Here is a 23226-nt window from a genome sequence, read left to right as displayed (position 1 = left end):
ATTTACTGTTGCACGGGCTGGAAAACGATACTCGCTAGGCCATCCCAATTGCCATCCGGCATGGGTTGATAGGATTTGACACTGCTTTGATAAGCCGCAAATTGCCCTTCATACCACAGTGGGATATACGGCAATTGTTCATGGATACGGCGGGTGGCAGCTGGCCAGTCCTCATTCTTCAGCAAGGTATCCAGCGTAGCATCGCGGTAACCACCACGGTTAAATCCGGCCGGTGGCATGCTGTTTGAGCCAAATACCTTGGCGTAGATTTCAGGTGTTTTGATGCCGACCCAGGTTAGCCCCGACATCTGAAAATTACCTTTTTGCACATCGGCAAAAAAGGTGCCCCAGTCCAGGCTTTTGATTTGTAGATCAATCCCTGCCGCCTGCATTTGCGCCTGCAAAATAGTGGCTAATCGCACACGTTGCGGGTCAGTGCTGGTTTTATAAACCAGCGTTAATGGCAATTTAACACCAGCTGATTGTAATAGTTTACGCGCCAGCGCCGGTTGATAGCCGTAAGCCTGCAATGCCGGGTTGCCTGCATAGTGCTCTGGCGGCAAGATGGCATTCGCCTGGCGGCTATGGCTGACCATCACTTTATCGATAATCGCCTGTGTATCAATCGCATGCGCAATGGCACGCCTGACCCTGACATCACGCAAAAACTCCGCCTGCACGTTCAAGCCCAGGTAGGAGTAATTGGCGCCGACCACCGTTTGCACCGTAATATTGGATTGTTTTTGCAGGTATTTGATTAATTCCGGCGGCAAATCACCTTGAATCAGGTCGACCTCGCCACGTTGCAGTTTAAGCACGCGCACATTCGGGTCTTTGACTTCACTGAAGCGCACTTTAAGGCCGTCACTAAGCCTGGTTAATTGTAGCTCACTGTCCCAGTGGTCTAGTTTAAATGCGCCACTGCCTACGGGTGCATGCCCAAAATCATGTCCGGCGGCAATCTTTTCCGCTGGCAAAATACCAATGATCAGCCGTGCGGCAAAATGCGGGTCCGGGCGGCTCAGTTCAAAATCAATGGTTTGCGCATCCGGTGTGCTAATACGTTGTATATGCCTGAATTCAGCCGTATGCGGCGAGTTTTTGAGTTGCAACAGGCTTTCATAAGTCGCTTTCACATCGGCAGCGGTGAGTGGCTTGCCATCGTGAAAACTGGCGATGGGTTGTTGCAAGTGAAAGCGGTAATGTTGCGGATCCTGCATTTGCCATGAGGCCAGCCCTGCGACTTCACGCGAGGCCGCATCGAATTCAACCAGCCGCTGGTAAAGCAGGTGATTGATGCGCTCGGAAGCGGCATCCGTGGCAAACCTGGGATCCAGGTTCACAGGGGCTTGCGCTACCGCAAACGCCAGGGCACGTGGCTCGTTGCCTGGCTGGCAGCCGGATAACACCAGCATAAGCACCAGCTGGCATCCGACGGCGATTTTCTTCACCGACATGTCAGGCTCTTTCAAACAGTGCGATGGATTCTACATGCGCGGTATGCGGGAACATATTCAAAACGCCTGCCGCTTTCAATTGGTAACCTTTGGACTGTGTGAGGATCGCCACATCGCGTGCCAGGGTGGAAGGATTGCATGAGACGTAGACAATGCGTTTGGGTGAGCCTGTGCCATCGTCAGATAATGATTTAATCAACTCCATCGCGCCATCGCGTGGCGGATCGATCAGCCATTTATCAAAGTAGCCCAGGCCTTGCAACAGTTCCGGCGTCATATCAAACAGGTCTGATTCAGCGAATTCCACATTGTGGATGTGATTTAAACTGGCGTTCTCAATCGCACGTTTTACCAGCGCCTGCGCGCCTTCCACGCCATAGACTTGCGCGCCGCTACGGGCAATCGGCAAGGTGAAGTTACCCAGCCCACAGAAAAAGTCGGCAATGCGCTCGCCCGCCTGCGGTTGCAACAACTGCATGGCGCGGCGGATCATGACACGGTTAATGCCAGGATTGACCTGGGTAAACTCTATCGGGCTGAACGGATATTCAAGATTGTATTCCGGCAGGCTGTAATGCAAACGATCGCTATGCCCGAACAAGGGCTTGGCTGTATCCGGCCCTTTGGTCTGCGTCCAGAATTGCACGCCGTGCGCTGCTTCAAAGGCTTGCAGCAAAGGCAGGTCACGTTCTTCCAACGCTTCAAGGATACGCAGCAGCAGCACGGTCGCATCTTCACCTACCGCCAGTTCAATCTGTGGCAACGATTGTTTCACACTTAACTGGCCGATCAATTCTTTGAGCGGCACGATCAGGTCAGAGATCGCTTTAGGCAGCACCTGGCAGCTATCCATAAAAGTCACAAAGCTGGTGCCTTTTTCATTAAACCCGACCAGCACACCGCCTTTTTTCTCCACATATTTCACCCGCAGGCGGGCTTTATGGCGATATTGCCAGGGCGTACCCTGGATCGGTGGCAGCATCTTTTCAGGTTTGATACGGCCTATGTGCCACAAATCGGCTTCCAGCAGGCGCTGCTTGGCAGCCACTTGCGCGGAAAACTCCAGATGCTGCATGGCGCAGCCACCGCAGGTGCCAAAATAGCTACAGCCAGGTGTGACGCGCTGGCTGGATGATTTGATCACTTCCAGTGTCGCCGCTACTTCATAAGTAGGCTTTGAAAAATGCGTGGCAAATCGCACCTTTTCAAATGGCAAGGCCCCTTCAATAAAAACCACTTTGCCATCGACATGGGCGACGCCGCGGCCTTCCTGGTCCAGGGATTCGATGACAGCGATGCGGGGAGTTTGTTTCGCCATGGACGCTGGCGACAGGCGGGTTCTTTGACGGTTGCTTCTCATAGCTATTATTTTACCTGAATTGGGCTTACAATCCCTCAACAAGCACTGCAAAATAAGGGAGACCATATGTTAAAACAATGGAGTCTGAGTATTGCACTGGTGATGGCGCTCTGCACATCATCAGCCTGCCAGGCAGATGAGATCGCCATACAGCAGGATGCACAGGGGGTGAGTTATGTAACTGGTGGCATAGGCTCAGAAGAAGTCGAAGCGCTGGAATCACTCAAAAAACAATTCAATTTATATTTCCTGTTTTCTGAAGGCAAAATCGGCCGCCTGGTGGATGACGTCAATATCAGTATCCTAGATGCAAAAAAACAGACCGTGTTCAGCCTCGAGCACGCAGCGCCAAGATTACTGTTAAGCCTGCCTGGCGGCAAATATACGGTGATTGCCAGTTATCAGGGCCATACGCAGCGTTACACCTTCAACCATACCGCTAAAAAATCACAGCGCGTCATTTTAAACTGGAAAAACAGCCAGCTTGATGAAGACTCACGCGAAGAGAACAGGCAAGAGGACGCCACGCCTGACGAGATCAACAATGACACCAGGGCGGCGTTACCGGCCAGCAGTTGACTTGAGTTTATGTAAGAGAAGCCGCTAACTTACGGGCTTAACTGACTGGGCGCCAGGCCTCTAGAAACTGTTGCCAGTGTGTGCCACCATATCCAGTCAGCGTTTCACGCACCAGCCTAATCTCATCTTCATAAACCGCGTCCGTTAAATGGCCACGCATCTTCAAAAAACGTAAATAGACCAGGTGCGTGTTAGCAACATCGGTTTCGCAATAATCACGGATGGCTTTGATCTCGCCATCCTGGTAGGCCTGCCACACCTTGCTGCCGTCCATACCCAGCTTGCCGGGAAAACCACTTAACTGGGCCATCTGATCCAGCGGTGCATTGGCGCGACCGCTATACATCGCCAGTACATCCATCAGATCGAGGTGCCGCGTGTGATAGCGGCTGATGTAGTTATTCCATTTGAATTCTTTGTCATCTTCACCCAGGTCCCAGTACCGTGGCGCGGCAATGCCGTGCACCATGGCGCGGTAATGCAAGACCGGCAAATCAAAACCGCCGCCATTCCAGCTCACCAAATTGGGCGTGTATTTTTCTATACCATCGAAAAAGCGCTGGATGATTTCTGCCTCGCTTGACGATTCATCCCCTAATGTCCAGACCCTGAACTGGTTGCCTTCACGCATGGCGCAAGAGATCGCACACACGCGTTGTAAATGATGCGGTAAAAAATCCGTGCCATTTTGCTGGCGGCGTTGATGAAAAGCGATATTGGCGACATCAGTGTCACTCAAACTCAAAGGAAGGTCGTGCAATTGACGTATACCGTCAACATCGGGAATGGTTTCGATATCAAACACAAGGCTGCGAAGCATAAGAGCCACAATCCAGCAGGATTGCCCCACAAAAATAATATGGTCGTAACCATATCACAGGCAATGGCGACCTCACCAGCCGAAAATACACCGCTTTAAACTGTTTGCAGCTGAAAGGGAATAAGCAACATCGACTTGTTCACGACATTCGCGCCCTGAACAAGCCGATCAGTTGTTCAATATCAGGCGATTTCCAGTTGCAAAATGTCTTGCTGATTGTTTTCTTGCAGCCACTCCGTCGGCGCCTTGTGTAACCGGATAGGCGCTTTCATCTCATCCCCTTCAAACGTCAGGATGGCGTAGCTGATATCCTCTGGTGCTTCGATCGGGGTGAATTTGCCAAAACCAAAGTCTGCATTGCGCATCACTTGCCATGCGCCGACAGGCTCGGTGTATTCGGGTTTGGAAAAATAATGTGCGATTTGCCTGTCAGTCGCTGCCTTCAGCGCGCAATCATTTTCGCGCGACAACACAGACCATCGATAATCCAGGCCATCGGCAATCGGCTGTAACTGCAAGATATACCAGTGCAGATTTTCACGCGCCAGTTGTATCAGGGAACGGACGCGGCCGGTTTGCTGATTCAGGATGTAGTAAATGCCTGAATCCTCCTGCCGGATAGTTTGGCCCAGACGAGGTAGAACGAAAAGATTATTTGCCACAACAAACTCCTTCCATCGCAATATGCACTTTATTTGTATGCAATGACCATGCCTGAAACTGAAATCTGGTGTTTTTACTGCTTTGTTTTTCGATTTGTCATGGCAGTAAAAAAATCACATGCCAAACGTTCATTTCACGACTTGTTTGAAATCTCCCGATAAACCCTTTATATACAATCACTTATACATTACTTCTTCACCCACTGCCCGTCGCGCTGCACTAACCAGCCAGATTGCGCCCGGTCTATCCAGCGTTGGGCAAAGGTGCGCTGTATCTCACCTTCCCACTCGGGGTGACCATTTGCGGCAGCAATGCCTTGATACAATCGCGAGCGATCAGCATTTTCGTCTTTGACCAGCGCCGCCAGCGCACTACGTTGGGACAGCGGCACCAAACCAGCGTCTTTCACGGCGACAAAGCCATCAGCGGTTAAACCCACTGCGCCTGACTGATAATGCGGTGCCAGCAATTGGTGGCGGCTTTGCATACTGGCTTTCACTGCGGCAACCGCCGGGGTATTCACATCAAGGTCGGCTGCAGCGTGCACTTGCGTTGTGAATAAACCCAACACCATCATGCTGAATAACATCTTGTTAAAGATGTGATAGCCCTGGCGCTTAAATAGTTGCATTTGCAGCAGCCATTGCTGCATTGTTGTGGTGATGATATTCATGGGGCAGACTCCTGATTAACAGCCGGAGCAACAGCGGGTGCTGCTGCAGGCGCCGGATTTGGGCTAGGTGATGCATTTGGAACAGATGCCGGTGTTTGCCCGGCCGGGGTTTGCCAGATTTCATCAATGACCTTATCAGCCGCTTTTTCTGCCGCCGCCGCCGGGAAATAGATATTGATGGTGACGCACGCAGTCAGTACTATGGTGGTAGTCATCCATACCCCTGTGCGCAGCCAGCGCATATATTGTTTATCCATCGCAAAATTCAATCTGCTTCCTTTCCAGTAATCAATTACTGCTTTTGACTTGCTTCAGGCATCGTTAGTCAATTTTTCGACCTGCCATCTAATCAATGATGATCTTACTATTGCTATCCGTCACGCGTTGCATGCGTGCCAGCACATCTTTCCAGCTCACATATTTAGTGTAGCCATTGACATTGACTGAAGGCGCGCCTTTACCTTTGACAATGACAAAGCCATCCGGGATCGCTTCAACGCCACCCATTTTGCAGATATCTCCACGCAACTCACAGCGCAGGCCTATTTTTTCATAGCCAAACTCTTTGAAAAATCGCAGGAACGTCCGCTGCAAGGCGGCCGCCGTACCCTCCCCGCCCAACGCAGTGATATTTTCCACTGCACGCTGCGAGATCTTCTTCTCAAACGGGCCATCCGCGGTCTGGATGACGGCATCCATATACACCGGTTTCCAGTTCTGTAGCCGCAAGTGCTTGATATCGCCTTCCAGCTTGCCACTGATAGAGCCAAAGTTAAAGGTGCGCGTGATCTCGCCCAAGTCGATATCGCGCATAGTGAAATTGGCATGTAATTTAGGCACCGCACCCAATGGGTCATCGATATCCAGGTCCGACATACCGACCATGCCATTAAACAGCCTGAACTGCATGTCACCTGTCATACGCAACTCATGGTTGGCATAAGTGATCAATGGCACCGCGCCGGTGATCTGGCCACGCATGGTGGGCCAATCCAACGCCTGGCTGAACTGCGACATGCTGATAGGCTGCATATGCATCTTGACATGCCAGACCATACTTTGGTTGATCCAGGCGGCAGAAATATCCTGAAAGTCCAATGCGCCATCAAGGATAGGCAGCTTCAGGCTGGGCGATGTGATTGAATAACGGTTCACTTCAGCTTGCCATTTGGTTTGCCCCAACGGGATCTTTAAAATATGTCCGGATTGGTAACCCATGGAGATCTGTTTAGGCTGCTCGTAATCCCAGGGGATATCCGCATTCAAATGGCTAAAGCCAAATTTGCCTAGCTGGTCTTCCACACTGGCATCCATAATATGCAGATGGAATTTCAGTGGCTGCAATCCCTTGGCTTCAAATGACCAGTCAGCCTTGCCAGATACATTCAAGTGCCCGAAAGCGGAGTTGGGGATCAGCGGCTGGATAAAGGCCTGGTAAACGCCATTAAAATCCACATCGCTGGCATCGACTTTTAAAAACTCGAATTCTTTGCTGGCCAGGTTGACGCGGCTTTGGCTGTGCAGCGTGCCTACCCCTTGCAAACTAAGCGTGGCCTGTTCGATATCCATATACGGCTGGCGGTAAAAGCCATGTATCTCGAAGCGTTTGTTGCCATCGGAAAAATAAAACGGTTGCCAGAATAATTCACCTTGTTGCCAGTCAAATACGCCTTGCCAGCGCCAGCCACCAGCCTGCTCGTGCGCAGAAAGATTGACTTTTCCGGTGAGCTTATCTGCCGCATGCAAACCTTCCGCATCGCTGAACTTTGCCTGGTTGACTGATAATTCAAGGTCTACACCTTTTGCCATCTCGCCACTTTTATTGATACTTTTCCAGGTCGGCGTCACTAATAGATTAAACGGGATATGCGAACGGCTATCGACATACAGCCCGTCCTCACAACGCCAGGTCTCAGTGGCCGCCTGCGCAGGAACTAGACAATTGAGGTGGAACTTGCCCCAGACTTCGTCGTGTAAAGCCTTGACTTCGGCATCTAGCGACAATACTGGTTGCGGGGTTTTCTGGCGGTAATCCAGGAAGATGCGCGGATGCCTGACCTGGTAAGGCTGCATTTGCAGTTGATCAGAAGTGATCAGCAAGGTCGGGCGCTGGCTGATATCCAGCGAGATATTCGGTTTATCCAGTGTGGCATCACCCAGTTGCAGGCGCCGGGCGGTGATTTTTACTTGCTGCTTGCTGTGTAGATTCAGCACAGCATTGGCTTGGTCCAGTTGAAACAGGTCACTGCTGATGCTATCTGCGCTGAGGCTGATCTGGGCAATGGCACAGGCTTGTGCTGACCAGAGAATCAGGCTCAGGCACCAACTACGCATCAGTCAGGAAACACTCCAGAAGATAAATACCTATCACCGCGGTCACACACAATGGCAACAATCACGGCATTATTCACTTCTTTAGACAGTTGCAAGGCTGAATACAAAGCCCCACCACTGGATATCCCGGCGAAAATACCTTCTTGCTGGGCAAGTTTGCGTGTCGTATCTTCAGCATGCTTCTGGCTGACATAGCGCAGTTCATCTATGCGCTTGGCATCAAATATTTTCGGCATATACGCTTCAGGCCATTTACGTATGCCTGGAATCTGGGCGCCATCCTCAGGCTGTACGCCGATAATTTGAATGGCCGGATTCTGTTCTTTCAGGTATTGCGACGTGCCCATAATGGTGCCAGTGGTGCCCATGCTAGAAACAAAATGTGTGACCTTGCCTTCTGTATCGCGCCAGATTTCAGGCCCGGTACCTTCATAATGCGCCAGCGGATTATCTGAGTTGCCAAACTGGTCGAGGACGATGCCTTCGCCTTCTGCCTGCATTTTCATCGCCACATCACGTGCCAGTTCCATGCTGCCATCTTTGGGTGTCAGCACCAGGTCAGCGCCATACGCTTTCATGCTTTGCCTGCGTTCTATGGTCTGGTTTTCCGGCATCACCAAGATCATTTTATAGCCGCGCATGGCGGCCACCATGGCCAGCGCAATGCCGGTATTGCCACTTGTGGCTTCGATCAGGGTGTCGCCAGGCTTGATCTGGCCACGCTGTTCTGCCCGCAGGATCATGCTGTAGGCAGGCCTATCCTTGACAGAACCGGCTGGATTATTGCCTTCTAACTTGAGCAAAATCGTGTTGCTGGCATTCGGGTTGATGCGCTGCAAAGCGACTAGTGGCGTATTGCCGACAAAGGCATCTAAAGTTTTATATGGTTTCATAACCGACCGACAGAGGTTTTTCCGGACCCGGAATTATCTGTCATCCAAATATCCAGAATTGAGGTGATAATTTAATACACTCGCCAGCTTAATATATGTAAAATTCTCATGGTGTTCCTGAGTTAGCTGACGAAGTAGCCATTTTACATAAACTGACCGCATCACAAAAACAATAATTGCCAAGGGAAACGAATATTGAAAAACTGGATTAGCAAGGTGCTGGTCGTCATGTTACGTCCGATCCAGCTTTTTCCGGAGTTAACCGACACCGTTAACGTTCGCTATAAAGTCATTTTCCTTAACAACGTTTTCACATTTGCCGGGCTGGCCTCACTTGCCATGAGTATGATCCGCTGGAACGTCAACCCTTTCCTCGGCAAAGTCGATCTGCTGTTCTCCTGCGTTGCCTTCATACTGCTTTGGATACTGCATAGATACCACAAAATGGTGGAGCTGATCGCCAGCATCGCCCTCTGGCTATGCTTTGTACAGTTTCTCACCGTATTTTTTGTCGGTACCGGCAATGCAACGCGTAGCGGCCTGTTATTACTTATCCTCGCTGCGGCGTTCTACCTGAAAGGACGTGTCGCCGGTTACTCCATGCTGGCCATATTGCTTTCCCTGGTGATAGGCAATCATGTGCTGGAGTTGTTCCCCTCTGACTATACTAATCTGGACCTGCTGAGCCTGGGTTTTTACCTGTTGGCGCAGTTTTTCATCATCCACAATTACGAGAGCCTGCGTGAAACGCAAACCAGCTATTTAAAAGCCTTGAATAGCGACTTGGAAGCCCAGGTCAAACAACGTACAGAGCAACTGGCCGCCGCTAACTCTGCGCTGGAAATGGAAAAGCTTAATTTAACCAGGCTCTCCAGCACCGATCACCTCACCGGACTCAGCAACCGGCACCACTTTGAAACCACATTTGCAGCCTCCCTCCCCGCTGCCAACAGGAAAACAGCGGATGCGCTGATCTTGATCGATATCGATAATTTCAAAACAATTAATGATACTTACGGCCATGTGCTGGGCGACACGGTGCTGAAAAGCGTCGCCACCTGTATGAAAAAATACAGCCGCATTTATGACATCACCGTGCGTTGGGGCGGCGATGAATTAATCATCTATGCACCACGTACCACAATGAAACAGGCTTGCCAGTTGGCCGAAAAGATACGCAAACATATCTACGCTTTGCAGATCAACGAGTCAGGGCCTATTACCATCAGTGCCGGGGTGGCCGTTTTGCAACCAGGCGATACGCTTTCGCAACTCATCAATCGTGCTGACAAAGCACTGTATGAAGCCAAACAGGCTGGTCGCAATAGTGTATATTCCTCAGCTATCGCTTAAGTTATCTTAGCGAGCGTTCCCATTTATTTTTCGGTTTAACCTTCATTTATGCTGTTTAGAAGTTTAGTGTTTGTAGCCGCCTTATTATGCATCAGTTCAAATGCGCATGCAGAGCAATGGCAAACCGTCCAAGGCCGCGAAAAATTCCTTACGGTAGCGGTCGATCTGGACTCACTACAAGTCGGGCAACTCGACGATATGATCCGTTTCAAACTCAGGGCAGACGATCATGACGACACCATCACCACCAAATTTGTACAGGCGTCGTGCAGTGAGTTCTCTATGGAAGCTGAACGTGAGGTAGTCTTTCATAAATCGAACATGTCCTCAGAAACGTTGGACTGGAAAAATGATGGCACACTGAAAAACAGCCCGGAATTCAGCCGTGCCAGACTATCGTTCTGGGGCATCACACAGGCTTATGGCCAGGCGATTTCACTGGCTTGCCGCCGGGTTGGCAATAAAGCACCCGAGCGATTGCAAAGCATGCCCACTGAGCAATGCGCGATGTCCAACCCCTTGCGCAAAGTCGCTTGTGCCAGCCATGCCAGCTGGCGCGCCAATTACAAGCTGTATATGTCACGCTCGCATGATGTCATCCATAACTGCGGCATTTCGGAAGAGCGTATGACCAAGCAGGCAGCATGGCTGATCAAGAGTGTCATGCGTTGCCAGAACGAAAGTTGCGGTAACGAGATTTTGGAAGGCTGGATACACAAGCGGGGTGAGGATATTGCCAACGTGATCCATATGCAAAAGAATACCAGCTACGCTTCGAGCAGCCAGCAAGCACCATTGTGCCAATCTCTCAACCAGGCTGATCAGGCCATTGCCAGCATGCACACCGAAGAGATTTATGCCAAAGCCAAATACCTGGGTTGCGTGAAACGGGAAACAGCCAAATTACGCGCCTCCGACATCCCTAATGATATGGTGCCGCAGCTGGCTGAGCATTCATGCGAAAGCCAGTTTCAGGAGTGGCATGAGACGATTTCCAGGCAATCTGCCATGCTGTAAAAAATAATGCCCTGGCTTAAAACCAGGGCGGTATTCTATGAAGCAATCACTTTATAAAGATAGGCTGGCAATCAACGATTGCAGCGCCGCACGCGAAACAGGAATACGGCATAACCGCCAAATAACACAAAGCTGATCAGGCCGAGTTGCGGCAGGGTCAGCCCGAGGAAAGTCCAGTCAATCGCAGCGCAATCGCCGGTACCGCGGAACACCAGCGTCAATGCCTTCTTCAACGGGAAGTTTTCAAACATGTAATCAAAGCCTACGCCGCAGTCGGCGATGATTTCGTCCTTGTGTACTTGCAACCACCAGTGGCGAATGGCGACGCCTACGCCACCCAAAGCGGTGAGCACTTCAACCACGACCAGACCGGTGCTTAACCAGGATTTAGGCGGCACAAAAGCATGCACGAGAAACAGCACACCTATACTCATAAAAATAATACGCTGTGAAATACAGAGTGGACAGGGTTCCAGGTTGTAATGTACCTGTATCGCAAGAGCCAATGCTACGATCCCAAAACAGGCCAGAAACCCCAGTACATAGCCGCCCTTCCCTTTAAACCATTGACACATTGCTTGCTCCCGCGCATTGAATAAGACTGAAATTGTAATAGATATCGTGCTTATGATGGCTCAGGCTGCTATATGGTTCTCGAATTTTATTGAATGTTTGATTAAAAAAGCTGGTTCAGGATGCCGCTAGTGCAATATCACTTTGGCGCATGGCTGATTTTTGCCTGACTTCGTGATGCTTCTTTTTATAGTAAACGGCAATGCGTTTCACATAATTACGTGTTTCCGGGTAAGGCGGGATGCCCTGATGCCGCTGCACCGCATTTTCGCCCGCGTTGTAGGCTGCCGTGACCAGCTCTACATCGCCTTTGAAATAAGTGATCAGCCAGCGCAGATACGACAACCCGCCTTTGATATTCTGCTCGGGATCATAAGCATCCTTGACATGAAACCTGGCCTGCGTATCCGGCAATAATTGCATCAGGCCCTGCGCCTTCTTGCGCGAGGTGGCTTTCGGGTTAAAGCCGGATTCCACCGCAATCACCGCCATGGCAAGATCCACATCCACGCCATAGCTTGGCGCATGTTTTTTGACCAGTTGATACACCGGCCCGCGCTTGCGGTACAACATTTGAGCAGCAGAATTCTCCTGGCTATGCATACATGCAGGCAGTTTCGCCAGCTCGACATTTCCCGGCTCTTTATCCAGCCACTCCCTGGCGTCCCTGTGGCCTTGAATCGCCGCCAGGCTGAAAAAGCGCGCCGCAATATCATGATTCACTTCTACGCCTTTACCGGTGCTGTAAAACCAGCCCATGGCAAATTGCGCATCGGCATTGTGTGCTTCGCCAGCGAGAGCGCAATAATGGGTATACGCCTGCTCATAACTGCTTAAACCAAGCGCGTTTTTAGTGCCTGCAGCCAGGCTGGTTTGCAACTTGATAAATTGCTTGTAGCCTTCATTCTGCATCTTTGACTGTTCGCGGCTGTAACTGGGCACAGGCTCATTTGCCTGGGGAATTGCATCGCCTGCAATCTCTTCTGCTGGCTGATTCATGACCACTTCATCGTCAGCATAAGACGACAACGACCATAGCGTGAGATACGCCATGGTAAACAATAGTGAAATCAACAAGCCTGTCTTGCGCGCTGCATATGCGTGTGTGTTTACTTGCATGTTTGACACCCTCTTAGGTATGGCGATAGCAACCTCTCAATGCCTGACTCTCTACTTAGGGACTCGTGCACGCCGACAAAGTGCCCGCCGTGCGTGTGAAAGTTGGGGTACCAGGCACAGGTAAAAGGTATTTTTTTATTTAATTTTTTATATCTTGCAGCTTGCCGGGTTCGCAGAAAAAATCTTGCCGGGTGTGACAGAAAAATAGCCAAATCACAACCGGCTGTTGGATAATGTGCGCCTATGGCTAGTTTGTTATCGACCTCCTCCAAGCAATTCTTAAGTGTCAGCGACCTGACACGACTCACCAAAGAGCTACTGGAAACCAGTTTCCCGTTGTTCTGGATCAGCGGTGAAATTTCCAACTTCACCCGTGCGGCCAGTGGCCACTGGTACTTTTCACTCAAGGATGCCAAGGCGCAAGTGCGTTGCGTGATGTTCAAAGGGCGCAACAGCCTGGTGGAAAACATGCCGCGTGAAGGCGATTCGATTGAAGCGCGCGCGACGGTCACCCTGTATGAAGCACGTGGCGATTTCCAGCTGACCATTGAATTTATGCAGCCAGCCGGTTTAGGGCGTCTGTATGAAGCCTATGAGCAATTAAAACAGCGCTTGCAGGCCGAAGGCTTGTTTGACCAATCCCGCAAAAAAACCATTCCTGCAGACCCTCAACGTATCGGTGTTGTCACCTCGCCAGATGCTGCGGCCTTGCGCGATGTGTTAACGGCGATACGCCGACGCTACCCTGGCATGGCGGTGATCATTTACCCGACGCCGGTGCAAGGCAAAGGCTCGGCAGAACTGATTGCCAATGCGATCCGCCAGGCCGATCAGCGACAGGAAGTGGATACATTATTGATTTGCCGGGGCGGCGGCAGTATTGAGGATTTATGGTCTTTTAACGAAGAAGTGGTGGCACGCGCCATTGCAGATTGCCGTTTGCCCACCATCAGTGGCGTTGGGCATGAAACCGACTTTACCATTGCTGATTTTGTCGCTGACCTGCGCGCAGCGACACCGACAGCCGCTGCAGAACTGGCTTGCCCTGACCAGTCACAGTTGCGTTCACAACTCACGCAATCACAAGCGCGCCTGATGCGTGCCATGCAATCCCTGTTGCAAAAGCAGGCGCAAACGCTGGATTACTTATCGCGCAGGCTGGTTTCTCCAACGCAGCAATTGCAGCAGCAAAAACAATCGCTACAGCAATGGCAGCACCGTCTGCAATTAGCCATGCAAAACCTGTTGCATAAACAATCGCGACGACTGGAACATTTTTCGACCAGCCTGCAACAGCTCAACCCACACCAGGTGCTGGCGCGTGGTTATGCCATTGTGCAGAAAGCAGATGGCCAACCGGTGACAGACTCGCAGCAACTGGCAAAAGACGAGTCTTTGCGACTGACTTTGCACCAGGGCGCTGCCGAGGTCGTGGTCACGCAAATCGCTAAAACTGACAATTAATACTTATTAAATATTATTAACATATCCATACGCGAGCGGTAGCGAAAGTCTTTGGTTAAGCCGTCAAATTGACAGATAATGACCGTTTGCTTTACGTCGTTCACACAATGGACAATACAAAAAGTCAGCCCGCGGCACTCCATACTATGGCGCTTGCCGCACTAGGGGTGGTATTTGGTGATATCGGAACCAGCCCCCTCTACACGATGAAAGAAGTATTTGCGGTAGGCCATCACCCACTTCTACTCACGCAAGACAATGTTTACGGTATTTTATCGTTGATCACCTGGGCGCTTCTGCTCATTGTTTCCTTTAAATATGTGGCTTTTATCATGCGGGCAGATAACCGCGGTGAAGGCGGCATTATGGCGCTGCTGTCACTGGCAAGCCGTTATGCAGGTGGCGAGCCGGACCAGCGTAAACGCATCATGATGCTGGGTATTATCGGCGCCTGCATGTTTTATGCCGATGGCATGATCACCCCGGCGATCTCGGTATTGTCGGCAGTGGAAGGGCTGGAGGTTGCTGCGCCTCAACTGGATGACTGGATAGTGCCTATCACGCTATTTGTGCTTTTCCTGTTGTTCTGGGCACAGAGCAAAGGCACTGCGGTGATGGGCGCGTTTTTTGGCCCTATCATGCTGACCTGGTTTGCAGTGCTTGGCATTCTCGGCGTCATCAATATCAGCCACCACCCTGAAATCCTCAAAGCACTTAGCCCTTATTATGCTTACCTGTTTTTTAGCACCCAACCCAAAATTGCCTTTATCGCACTAGGCGCTGTCGTCCTCGCGGTCACCGGTGCCGAGGCCTTGTATGCCGATATGGGGCATTTTGGCCGCAAACCGATACGCCTGGCCTGGTTTTTGTTTGTATTACCTGCCTTGATCTGTAACTATTTCGGCCAGGGCGCACTTATTCTTGCCGACCCTGAATCTATCCAGAACCCTTTCTATCACCTGGCCCCGGACTGGGCGCTGTTTCCATTAATTCTATTAGCCACGCTGGCCACTGTGATTGCTTCTCAGGCCGTGATCACCGGTGCGTTCTCAGTCTCACGCCAGGCATTGCAACTTGGGTTTATCCCGCGCATGCACGTTGCACACACCTCTGAACAGACCGAGGGCCAGGTCTATATGCCAAGAGTGAACTGGGGCCTGATGCTCGCCACCATGGGCCTGGTGGTGATTTTCGGCAGCTCTGGTGATTTGGCTGCGGCCTACGGCATTGCCGTGACCGGCGACATGGTCATCACCACCTTGCTGGCAGCGGTGGTCTTCCATCACTTATGGGGATGGAGCAAATTTAAAACCGCTTGCCTGATCTCGGTGTTCCTGGTGATTGATTTGTCTTTCTTTACCGCCAATATCCTCAAAATCCCTGATGGCGGCTGGGTGCCGTTATTGATGGGGCTGATCATCTTCACACTGATGCGGACCTGGAAAACCGGGCGCGCATTGTTATATCGCATCCTCAGATCAGAATCCATGGAACTGGTGCCGTTTATCCAGGCGATAGGCGCACATCCGCCAGCCCGTGTGAATGGCGCCGGCGTGTTTATGACGCCTAACCCGGACGGCGTGCCCCATGCGCTATTACATAATCTCAAACACAACAAGGTCTTGCATGACAGCGTGGTCATACTGACCGTGCGATTTGAAGATTACCCTTATACCAGCCAGGAAGAACGCATCGCGGTTGAAAACCTGGCCTATGGTTTCTATCGTGTCACCATTCGTTATGGCTATATGGATGAGCCTGACCTGCCGCGTGACCTGGCATTGACAGAAGCACAAGGCCTGACCCTGGATACCATGGATACCTCTTTCTTTGTCGGCAAAGAGAGTCTGATTGCTTCGGATAAGCCAGGCATGGCATTCTGGCGTAAAAAGATCTTCATTGGCTTGTTCAGGACGGCGGAAACCATTACCAACCAATTCAAGTTACCGCCTAACCGGGTGGTAGAACTGGGTTCACAAGTCAAGATCTAGGGGTGGTAACATGCTGCTGCCACACAAAAACAGTATAAGAAAATAACGCTTTATCCAGACTGGAAACGCTCCAGCATCGAGAAAGGAAAAACAAATGTCATTGATTAAAACCACCTCTGTCGCCGTCATGTGTGCCTTGCTTTCTGCTTGCGCCAGCACCACCAATAACAGTGTGTCCGGCGTGCAGCGCAGCCAGTTATTGCTGCTGCCTACCAGCACGGTCAATGAGATGTCATCACAGTCTTATACCGAAACATTGCAGACTGCCAAGAAAAACAACACCCTGAATGCGGATAAAGCCTTATTGAACCGTGTCACCACCATTTCAAACCGGCTGATTGCCCAGGTTGGCGTTTTCCGCCCGGATGCAGCGAAATGGAAATGGGAAGTCAATGTCGAAAAGAATGACCAGTTGAATGCCTACTGTATGCCGGGTGGCAAAATCATGGTGTTCTCTGGCCTGGCTGAAAAACTGAATGCGACAGACGACGAACTGGCCGCAGTGATTGGCCATGAAATCGCGCATGCCTTGCGTGAACATGGTCGCGAGCGTATGTCACAAGCGTATATCCAGCAGTTTGGCTTGCAGGCCCTGGCGACAGTGGTTGGCGGTACAGCCGGCAGCATGGCTGCGCAAGGCGCCGGCATGGGCAGCCAGTTGCTGTTCTCCATGCCTAATGGCAGGGAACAGGAACGCGAAGCCGACCGCATGGGCCTGGAGTTAGCTGCGCGCGCTGGCTACAACCCTGAAGCGGCTGTCAGCTTGTGGAAGAAAATGATGGCGGCCAATAAAGAAGCCCCGCCGGAGTTTTTAAGCACCCACCCTTCCAGCGAAAACCGCATCAAGGATTTGCAAGCGTTAACGCCTAAGGTGATGCCACTTTACCTGGCGGCAAAATCTAAATAACTGCCACCAAGCGTGGCACAACCGCAACCACATACAATCAGCACTAAAAACCCGAAATTAGGTTAAAATTTCGGGTTTACTATCACCCTATCATTAGAGAGCATCATGGATCCACGTCTAAGCATTATTGAGGCGGCTTTTGAAGACCGCGCCAACATCAACCCTGCGAATGCATCCGCAGAAATCAAGCAAACCGTTGCTTCCATTCTTGATGACCTCGACACTGGAAAACTGCGTGTGGCCAGCCGTATCGGCGACACCCAGCAATGGGAAACGCATCAATGGCTGAAAAAAGCCGTGCTGCTGTCTTTCCGCCTGAAAGATAACTACCTGATGGACGATGGCGTGACGCGCTATTTTGACAAAGTAGACCCGAAATTTGCCGACTATACTGAAGAAGACTTCAAAGCCGGTGGCTTCCGCGTTGTGCCAAATGCGATCGTGCGTAAAGGCTCTTTCATCGCCAAAAACACCGTACTCATGCCTTCTTATGTGAACATCGGCGCCTATGTCGGTGAAGGTTCCATGGTCGACACCTGGGCGACTGTCGGCTCATGTGCGCAAATCGGTAAAAACGTGCATTTGTCCGGTGGCGTAGGCATCGGCGGCGTGCTGGAACCTGTACAGGCAGGCCCAACCATCATTGGTGATAACTGCTTTGTCGGCGCGCGTTCTGAAGTGGTTGAAGGCGTAGTGGTAGAAGATAACTGCGTGATCTCAATGGGCGTATACATTGGCCAATCCACCAAAATCTACGACCGCGAAACTGGCGAAGTGCATTATGGCCGCGTGCCAGCAGGCTCCGTTGTTGTGTCCGGCAACCTGCCTTCAAGTGATGGCAAATACAGCCTGTATTGCGCTGTGATCGTGAAAAAAGTCGATGCTAAAACATTGAGCAAAGTTGGCATTAACGAATTATTACGCGGCATTTAATTCAAGGCCTGTAGCAACGGGAATCATTGCCTACACCTTGCCAGGCCTAGCCTGGGTGATTGCGTATGCCATAGCTTGACCTGGTCTGACTTTCAGGCCGGGCTCAAGTTATCAGTTGTAAAGGTCGTTATTCATTTGATTCCCGTCATGATGTATGAAAACAGGAAGTATTTAATGTGGAGAAACACTCAACAAGCAGCAAAGATCAAGTAACAAAACGTACAAGTTAAAAACCGTAGTAGTGTCACAACACAAACAATCAAAATAATCGTGTAATTACTCATATGACTACAACGCAACTCTTTATCCCGATTCTGTTCACACTCAGTGTGGTCGGGTGCTATTTTGCGTTTGAATTGGTGGACAGACTACGTAAAGTCACTGCCAAACACCACGATTCCATGCTCAGGAAAAATGCGCTTATCGTTGCGCTGGGCGTATTCCTGCTACATTGCGGCTATCAGATGTCCGCAGATAACTTCCCCAAAATCACTGAACACCCGGTCGACTTTATCGGTAGCCTGTTGTGCGCATATATGCTCGCACTCTCGTTACTGAATACCGTCAACAAGAAAAAACTACCTTTGCGTGAACTGCTATACGCGTCATTCGCAGCCGCCATCAGTGGTTACCTGCTTTCCTATTTCTACCAGATCAGCGCCGGTACGATTAACGCCCGCATTGATACCTGGACTGCTTTATTTGCATTTTTCCTCACCTGCCTGACATCCGCACTCGCCATTGTCACCATGCTGTGGATCAAGAGTTATGAAGGCAAAGCCCTGCAACGACTGAAAGTGATGTTTTCAATTGAAATAGCACTTGGCTTCCTGGCCTCGCATGCAGCGATCAATCTCAGCATCCTGCACAACAATATGTTTATCGGCCAGCCTACCGACCAGGCGGGCAATTACCTGGTGCTGCTGCTCACACTGGCACCGGTGCTGCTGTTTATCACCTCGTTTATCCTGGTGATTTTTTATGAGCGTAATGTCGATATCACACAAAGCAAACTGACTTTCCGCAATACGCAAACCGCCAACAAAAAATTCCTCGCCTACGACCCGCTCACCCATCTGCCTAACCGTGATGCGCTCAACCAGCATCTCGCCATCAGCGCCAATCGCTGTGACCGCAATGGTGAGTCCCTGGCGCTCGCCTATATCGATCTTGACCACTTTAAACCGGTGAACGACCAGTTTGGTCACCACATAGGTGACTTGCTATTGATCGAGGTGGCCAAACGCATCAGCAATGCCATCCGTAATTGTGATTACGTGGCGCGTGCCGGTGGCGATGAGTTTATTGCAGTGCTTAGTGAGATCGAAAATCACCAGAGCGCGGTGACTGTCATCCAGCGCATTATCGATTCCTTGCGTGAAACCTTCGTCATTGAAAATCACGTGATCGAGATTTCCTGCTCTATCGGCATTTCCATGTATCCGCAGGATGGCAATCTGCAAAAACTCAAATTGAATGCCGATGCCGCCATGTACAAGGCCAAGGAAAACGGTAAAAACCAGTACCGCTTCTTCGATGCCGAAATCGAGCAGGCTTCAGACGAAATGCAGCAAACGCGCATTGAGCTGAAAAAAGCCATCAGCGAGCAGGAATTCAGGCTGCTGTTCCAGCCCAAGGTCGATGCCGTCACCCGTCTGGTGCATGGCGCAGAAGCGTTACTACGCTGGCAGCACCCGACCCGCGGCCTGCTCTCGCCTACCCACTTTATCGAGGCAGCCGAACGCTTTGGCATGATTGAAGAAATCAACGCCTGGGTCATTTCGCAAACCTGCAGCACCATCAGCCAGGCCAGGGATAGAGGCATAGACCTGAGTATTTCTGTCAATCTGTCTAACCAGCAATTCAGGAACAAACACCTGGATACACATATTCAATCCATCCTGGAACAACATCAGGTGGAAGCGCGTAACCTGATACTGGAAGTCTCGGAAACCACGGCTATCCACCACCAGGCCCAGTTCAAGGAAACCTTGCGCCACTTCAAGAAACAGGGTTTGAAAATATCACTGGATGATTTTGGCTTGCACCCATTCAGCCTGACGCATCTGCAAGACCTGGAGATCAGCGAAGTGAAACTGGACAGGTCATTGACCAAAGGCGTAGCCGCTTCAAAAACCTCGCTGTCTATTGTCGAAGCTATCGTCAAACTGGCGCATGCCCTGGACCTGAATGTCGTCGCTGAAGGGGTGGAAGATGAAGATCAGCGCCAGGCATTGGTCAGCATCAACTGCGACCAGATGCAAGGCTACCTGTTCTCTAAACCGGTAGAACAGAAATTCCTGTTTGATGTATTCAGTGAACTGCAACTCAGGTCCACCACCAAAAGCCTGTTTTAACCTTCACGCTCGTCGCCTGCATTCAACCTGAATGCGCCATCCATGCCGTATGCTCCGAATAAATTGCAACGCCCAAGTCACTGGCTGGTAAAATAGTTTCTTTGCACAAAAATTATCGCCATGAAACTTTACGGCATCCCCAATTGCAGTACCGTCAAAAAAGCGCGCGCCTGGCTGGATCAGCACGCCATCGCTTATGAATTCCACGATTTTAAAAAACTCGGCCTGGACACCGCCACCGCACAACAATGGCTAGCCCAGCAACCTTGGGAGAAGCTGGTCAACCGTAGTGGCATGACCTGGCGCAACCTGGGTGACGCCGAAAAAAATGCCGTGGTAGATGCAGCCAGTGCATTGCCGCTGATGCAGGACAAAACCTCAGTCATTAAACGGCCGTTACTGGTCAATAACGATCAGATCATCGCGCTTGGCTTTAACGAAGCCGATTACTCCCAACTTTTTGCCAAAGAATAATGCTTATGTCCAAGACGCTGGAACTTGCCATTGATTTACTCAAACGCCGCTCACTGACACCGGAAGATGCCGATTGCCAGGAAACCATGATCGCTCGCCTGGAGCCTCTCGGCTTTAAGATCGAACGCATGCGCTTTGGCGAGGTAGACAATTTCTATGCGCGACGTGGCACGACTAGCCCACTGATCGTATTTGCCGGGCACACCGATGTAGTACCCACGGGCCCGCTGGATCAATGGCATACCCCGCCGTTTGAACCGACCATTAAAGACGGCATGCTGTATGCCCGCGGTGCAGCAGATATGAAAACCTCACTGGCAGCTTTTATCACCAGTATTGAAGAATTCATTGCTGAAAACCCGGATCATCCGGGTTCGATTGGCTTGCTGGTGACTTCGGATGAAGAAGCCATTGCGATTGAAGGCACCGTGAAAGTGGTAGAAGCGCTACAGGCGCGCGGCGAAACGTTTGATTATTGCATCGTCGGCGAACCAACCAGCAACAAGCTGGTGGGCGACATGATTAAAAATGGTCGTCGTGGTTCTTTATCCGGCAAGCTCGTCGTCAAAGGTATTCAGGGCCATATTGCTTACCCGCACCTGGTGAAAAACCCGATTCATTTAGTCGCCCCGGCGATTAAAGACATGGTAGAAACAGTGTGGGATAACGGTAACGAATACTTTCCGCCTACCTCATGGCAAATCTCCAATATGAATGGCGGCACCGGCGCAACTAATGTCGTGCCGGGCGAAGTCGAGATATTGTTTAACTTCCGCTATTGCCCTGAAGTCGATGGCCAAGGCAGTGCAGAAACCAGCCTGCGCTCACGTGTGCATGCCATTCTGGATAAACATGCGCTGGAATATACGCTGGACTGGGAGCATAACCAGTCCTATATCACGCCACGCGGTGAACTGGTGGCAGCCATCAGCGAGGCGATTAAACAAAGTTACGGCATCACGCCTGAATTATCGACCACAGGCGGCACCTCTGACGGGCGCTTTATTGCCGATATTTGCCGCGAAGTCATTGAGTTCGGGCCTTTGAACGCCACGATTCATAAGCTAAACGAATGTGTGGCGGTGGCTGATATCGAACCGCTTAAAGAAACCTACAAACGCACCATGCAATTACTGCTGAAATAAATTGATGACCAACACTCTACAAACCATTCGTGACTGGCTGCGCTACGCGGTGAGTCGTTTTGAACATTCAGATATTTTTTATGGTCATGGCACGGACAACAGCTATGACGAAGCCGTCTGGCTGGTCATGAGCGCCCTGCACCTGCCACATGACACCCTGGATAACTTCCTGGATGCGCGCCTGACCACGGAAGAAAACCAGCACCTGGCTACCCTGATCGAGAAACGCGTCATCGAGCACACGCCGACCGCTTACCTGGTCAATGAAGCCTGGCTGCGCGGATATAAATTTTATGTCGATGAACGTGTGATTGTGCCACGTTCGTTTATCGCCGAACTGCTGGAAAATGGCTTGCAACCGTGGGTAGAGTTTCCTGAAATGGTCGAATCCGCCGCCGATATCTGCACTGGCTCTGGCTGTTTGGGTATTTTACTGGCTGAAGCTTTCCCCAATGCGCATATCGATGTCATCGATATCTCACCGGATGCGATTGATGTCAGCAATATCAATATCCAGCGCTACGGCCTGGAAGACCAGGTACAAGCAGTGCAATCCGATATGTTTGCCGCACTCAAAGGGCGCAAATATGATGTGATCATCAGTAACCCGCCCTATGTCGATGCACCTAGCATGGCTGAACTGCCGGCAGAATATCGCCAGGAACCACAACTGGCATTAGGTAGCGGCGATGACGGACTTGATCATACGCACACCTTGTTGACGCAGGCTAGCGAATACTTGAATGATGGCGGCGTACTGATCGTAGAGATTGGCCACAACCGCGATGCATTGCATGAGGCTTATCCTGACCTGCCATTCACCTGGCTGGATACCAGCGGTGGTGACCAGTTTGTGTTTATGCTGACCAAAGAAGACCTGACTGAAGCTGGTTTGCAAGCGGAGTAAAGCTAAGGCGACCCAAACAAAACGTTACTTCCCCAGTCCAGGGACTGGTTATAGACGGTCATCGCTTGCGGTGCAACCATGGTTTAACGACCAACCCATACCAGCATTGAGCAAGCGAGCTAACGGAATCAGATTGAGTATTTTGAAGATTGATTCCGGGTCATTGCTTGAGACGCATCAAGCGTAAAAACAACTTACTCCACGCGC

21 protein-coding genes are annotated in these 23226 nt (G+C 50.9%); 11 read left to right on the top strand and 10 right to left on the bottom strand.

All coding sequences use genetic code 11. The annotated features are described in order from the left end of the window. Positions 1 to 2: 2 nt before the first annotated feature. Entirely contained in the window at positions 3 to 1457 is a 1455-nt protein-coding gene (locus tag ACSSVF_RS08805; RefSeq protein ID WP_492402915.1) for an ABC transporter substrate-binding protein, read from the bottom strand. 1 nt (position 1458) lies between these two features. Next, positions 1459 to 2817, bottom strand: a complete 1359-nt coding sequence (gene rlmD / locus ACSSVF_RS08800) for a 23S rRNA (uracil(1939)-C(5))-methyltransferase RlmD (protein WP_492402913.1) — start codon at positions 2815 to 2817, stop codon at positions 1459 to 1461. Positions 2818 to 2883: 66 nt separating this feature from the next. Between rlmD and ACSSVF_RS08795 the strand changes: the two genes are divergently transcribed. Next, entirely contained in the window at positions 2884 to 3396 is a 513-nt protein-coding gene (locus tag ACSSVF_RS08795) for a hypothetical protein (RefSeq protein ID WP_492402911.1), read from the top strand. Positions 3397 to 3433: 37 nt separating this feature from the next. Here the strand turns inward: ACSSVF_RS08795 and ACSSVF_RS08790 are convergent, their stop codons facing one another. From ACSSVF_RS08790 to cysM, 6 genes are all read right to left on the bottom strand, one after another. Beyond that, the gene (locus tag ACSSVF_RS08790) at positions 3434 to 4216 is read right to left on the bottom strand and encodes a 3'-5' exonuclease (RefSeq protein ID WP_492402909.1); all 783 of its coding nucleotides are present in this window, start codon (positions 4214 to 4216) and stop codon (positions 3434 to 3436) included. Between the two features lie 182 nt (positions 4217 to 4398). Further along, positions 4399 to 4878, bottom strand: coding sequence for a hypothetical protein (locus tag ACSSVF_RS08785; protein WP_492402907.1), 480 nt, complete (start codon positions 4876 to 4878; stop codon positions 4399 to 4401). Positions 4879 to 5066: 188 nt separating this feature from the next. Beyond that, positions 5067 to 5468, bottom strand: coding sequence for a YdbL family probable chaperone protein (locus ACSSVF_RS08780; RefSeq protein WP_492406333.1), 402 nt, complete (start codon positions 5466 to 5468; stop codon positions 5067 to 5069). Positions 5469 to 5548: 80 nt separating this feature from the next. Then, positions 5549 to 5794, bottom strand: coding sequence for a hypothetical protein (locus tag ACSSVF_RS08775; RefSeq protein ID WP_492406332.1), 246 nt, complete (start codon positions 5792 to 5794; stop codon positions 5549 to 5551). A 103-nt stretch (positions 5795 to 5897) separates the two neighbouring features. Beyond that, positions 5898 to 7886, bottom strand: coding sequence for a hypothetical protein (locus ACSSVF_RS08770; protein WP_492402905.1), 1989 nt, complete (start codon positions 7884 to 7886; stop codon positions 5898 to 5900). Continuing rightward, on the bottom strand, positions 7886 to 8779 hold the full coding sequence (gene cysM / locus ACSSVF_RS08765; protein WP_492402904.1) for a cysteine synthase CysM: 894 nt from the start codon (positions 8777 to 8779) through the stop codon (positions 7886 to 7888). Before cysM ends, ACSSVF_RS08770 begins: the two co-directional genes overlap by 1 nt. A gap of 195 nt (positions 8780 to 8974) precedes the next feature. On the opposite strand from cysM, the gene ACSSVF_RS08760 reads away from it, so the two are divergent. Together ACSSVF_RS08760 and ACSSVF_RS08755 are read left to right on the top strand one after the other, a co-directional pair. Further along, positions 8975 to 10132 carry a GGDEF domain-containing protein gene (locus ACSSVF_RS08760; RefSeq protein WP_492402902.1) on the top strand — a complete coding sequence of 386 codons (1158 nt, stop codon included), beginning with the start codon at positions 8975 to 8977 and terminating at the stop codon, positions 10130 to 10132. Between the two features lie 66 nt (positions 10133 to 10198). Next, positions 10199 to 11149 (top strand): hypothetical protein, encoded by a 951-nt coding sequence (locus ACSSVF_RS08755; RefSeq protein WP_492402900.1) that lies wholly within the window; start codon positions 10199 to 10201, stop codon positions 11147 to 11149. 71 nt (positions 11150 to 11220) lie between these two features. Here ACSSVF_RS08755 and ACSSVF_RS08750 read toward each other — a convergent pair whose 3' ends face one another. Together ACSSVF_RS08750 and ACSSVF_RS08745 are read right to left on the bottom strand one after the other, a co-directional pair. Beyond that, on the bottom strand, positions 11221 to 11724 hold the full coding sequence (locus tag ACSSVF_RS08750; RefSeq protein ID WP_492402898.1) for a disulfide bond formation protein B: 504 nt from the start codon (positions 11722 to 11724) through the stop codon (positions 11221 to 11223). Between the two features lie 115 nt (positions 11725 to 11839). Continuing rightward, entirely contained in the window at positions 11840 to 12841 is a 1002-nt protein-coding gene (locus ACSSVF_RS08745) for a lytic transglycosylase domain-containing protein (protein WP_492402896.1), read from the bottom strand. Positions 12842 to 13084: 243 nt separating this feature from the next. Between ACSSVF_RS08745 and xseA the strand changes: the two genes are divergently transcribed. The 8 genes from xseA (at position 13085) to prmB (ending at position 23019) form a co-directional block, all read left to right on the top strand. Further along, on the top strand, positions 13085 to 14305 hold the full coding sequence (gene xseA / locus ACSSVF_RS08740; protein WP_492402894.1) for an exodeoxyribonuclease VII large subunit: 1221 nt from the start codon (positions 13085 to 13087) through the stop codon (positions 14303 to 14305). 107 nt (positions 14306 to 14412) lie between these two features. Then, positions 14413 to 16296: a potassium transporter Kup gene (locus tag ACSSVF_RS08735; RefSeq protein WP_492402892.1), complete on the top strand. Its 1884-nt coding sequence runs from the start codon at positions 14413 to 14415 to the stop codon at positions 16294 to 16296. A gap of 94 nt (positions 16297 to 16390) precedes the next feature. Then, a complete protein-coding gene (locus tag ACSSVF_RS08730) occupies positions 16391 to 17203 on the top strand; it encodes a M48 family metallopeptidase (protein WP_442586880.1) in 813 nt (270 codons plus the stop codon). Positions 17204 to 17308: 105 nt separating this feature from the next. Next, entirely contained in the window at positions 17309 to 18136 is an 828-nt protein-coding gene (gene dapD / locus ACSSVF_RS08725; RefSeq protein WP_492402889.1) for a 2,3,4,5-tetrahydropyridine-2,6-dicarboxylate N-succinyltransferase, read from the top strand. A gap of 284 nt (positions 18137 to 18420) precedes the next feature. Next, positions 18421 to 20493: a bifunctional diguanylate cyclase/phosphodiesterase gene (locus tag ACSSVF_RS08720; protein ID WP_492402887.1), complete on the top strand. Its 2073-nt coding sequence runs from the start codon at positions 18421 to 18423 to the stop codon at positions 20491 to 20493. 120 nt (positions 20494 to 20613) lie between these two features. After that, complete coding sequence (locus ACSSVF_RS08715) at positions 20614 to 20967, top strand: ArsC family reductase (RefSeq protein WP_492402886.1); 354 nt, start codon at positions 20614 to 20616, stop codon at positions 20965 to 20967. Positions 20968 to 20972: 5 nt separating this feature from the next. Next, a complete protein-coding gene (gene dapE / locus ACSSVF_RS08710; protein WP_492402884.1) occupies positions 20973 to 22112 on the top strand; it encodes a succinyl-diaminopimelate desuccinylase in 1140 nt (379 codons plus the stop codon). A 4-nt stretch (positions 22113 to 22116) separates the two neighbouring features. Beyond that, on the top strand, positions 22117 to 23019 hold the full coding sequence (gene prmB, locus ACSSVF_RS08705; protein WP_492402882.1) for a 50S ribosomal protein L3 N(5)-glutamine methyltransferase: 903 nt from the start codon (positions 22117 to 22119) through the stop codon (positions 23017 to 23019). Positions 23020 to 23226: the final 207 nt, after the last annotated feature.

The sequence above is a fragment of the Methylophilus sp. E2MeOHC9 genome (assembly GCF_058744375.1).
The sequence above is the reverse complement of the archived record's forward strand: the minus strand, read 5'-3'. Positions and strand labels throughout refer to the sequence as shown.

Coding starts and splice junctions, on each gene's coding strand:
- rlmD (WP_492402913.1), bottom strand. CDS start 2,817: ATGAGAAGCAACCGTCAAAGAACCCGCCTGTCGCCAGCGTCCATGGCG.
- ACSSVF_RS08790 (WP_492402909.1), bottom strand. CDS start 4,216: ATGCTTCGCAGCCTTGTGTTTGATATCGAAACCATTCCCGATGTTGAC.
- ACSSVF_RS08720 (WP_492402887.1), top strand. CDS start 18,421: ATGACTACAACGCAACTCTTTATCCCGATTCTGTTCACACTCAGTGTG.
- ACSSVF_RS08780 (WP_492406333.1), bottom strand. CDS start 5,468: ATGTTATTCAGCATGATGGTGTTGGGTTTATTCACAACGCAAGTGCAC.
- ACSSVF_RS08770 (WP_492402905.1), bottom strand. CDS start 7,886: ATGCGTAGTTGGTGCCTGAGCCTGATTCTCTGGTCAGCACAAGCCTGT.
- ACSSVF_RS08735 (WP_492402892.1), top strand. CDS start 14,413: ATGGACAATACAAAAAGTCAGCCCGCGGCACTCCATACTATGGCGCTT.
- dapE (WP_492402884.1), top strand. CDS start 20,973: ATGTCCAAGACGCTGGAACTTGCCATTGATTTACTCAAACGCCGCTCA.
- prmB (WP_492402882.1), top strand. CDS start 22,117: ATGACCAACACTCTACAAACCATTCGTGACTGGCTGCGCTACGCGGTG.
- ACSSVF_RS08775 (WP_492406332.1), bottom strand. CDS start 5,794: ATGCGCTGGCTGCGCACAGGGGTATGGATGACTACCACCATAGTACTG.
- ACSSVF_RS08750 (WP_492402898.1), bottom strand. CDS start 11,724: ATGTGTCAATGGTTTAAAGGGAAGGGCGGCTATGTACTGGGGTTTCTG.
- xseA (WP_492402894.1), top strand. CDS start 13,085: ATGGCTAGTTTGTTATCGACCTCCTCCAAGCAATTCTTAAGTGTCAGC.
- ACSSVF_RS08795 (WP_492402911.1), top strand. CDS start 2,884: ATGTTAAAACAATGGAGTCTGAGTATTGCACTGGTGATGGCGCTCTGC.
- ACSSVF_RS08730 (WP_442586880.1), top strand. CDS start 16,391: ATGTCATTGATTAAAACCACCTCTGTCGCCGTCATGTGTGCCTTGCTT.
- ACSSVF_RS08745 (WP_492402896.1), bottom strand. CDS start 12,841: ATGCAAGTAAACACACACGCATATGCAGCGCGCAAGACAGGCTTGTTG.
- cysM (WP_492402904.1), bottom strand. CDS start 8,779: ATGAAACCATATAAAACTTTAGATGCCTTTGTCGGCAATACGCCACTA.
- ACSSVF_RS08805 (WP_492402915.1), bottom strand. CDS start 1,457: ATGTCGGTGAAGAAAATCGCCGTCGGATGCCAGCTGGTGCTTATGCTG.
- ACSSVF_RS08715 (WP_492402886.1), top strand. CDS start 20,614: ATGAAACTTTACGGCATCCCCAATTGCAGTACCGTCAAAAAAGCGCGC.
- dapD (WP_492402889.1), top strand. CDS start 17,309: ATGGATCCACGTCTAAGCATTATTGAGGCGGCTTTTGAAGACCGCGCC.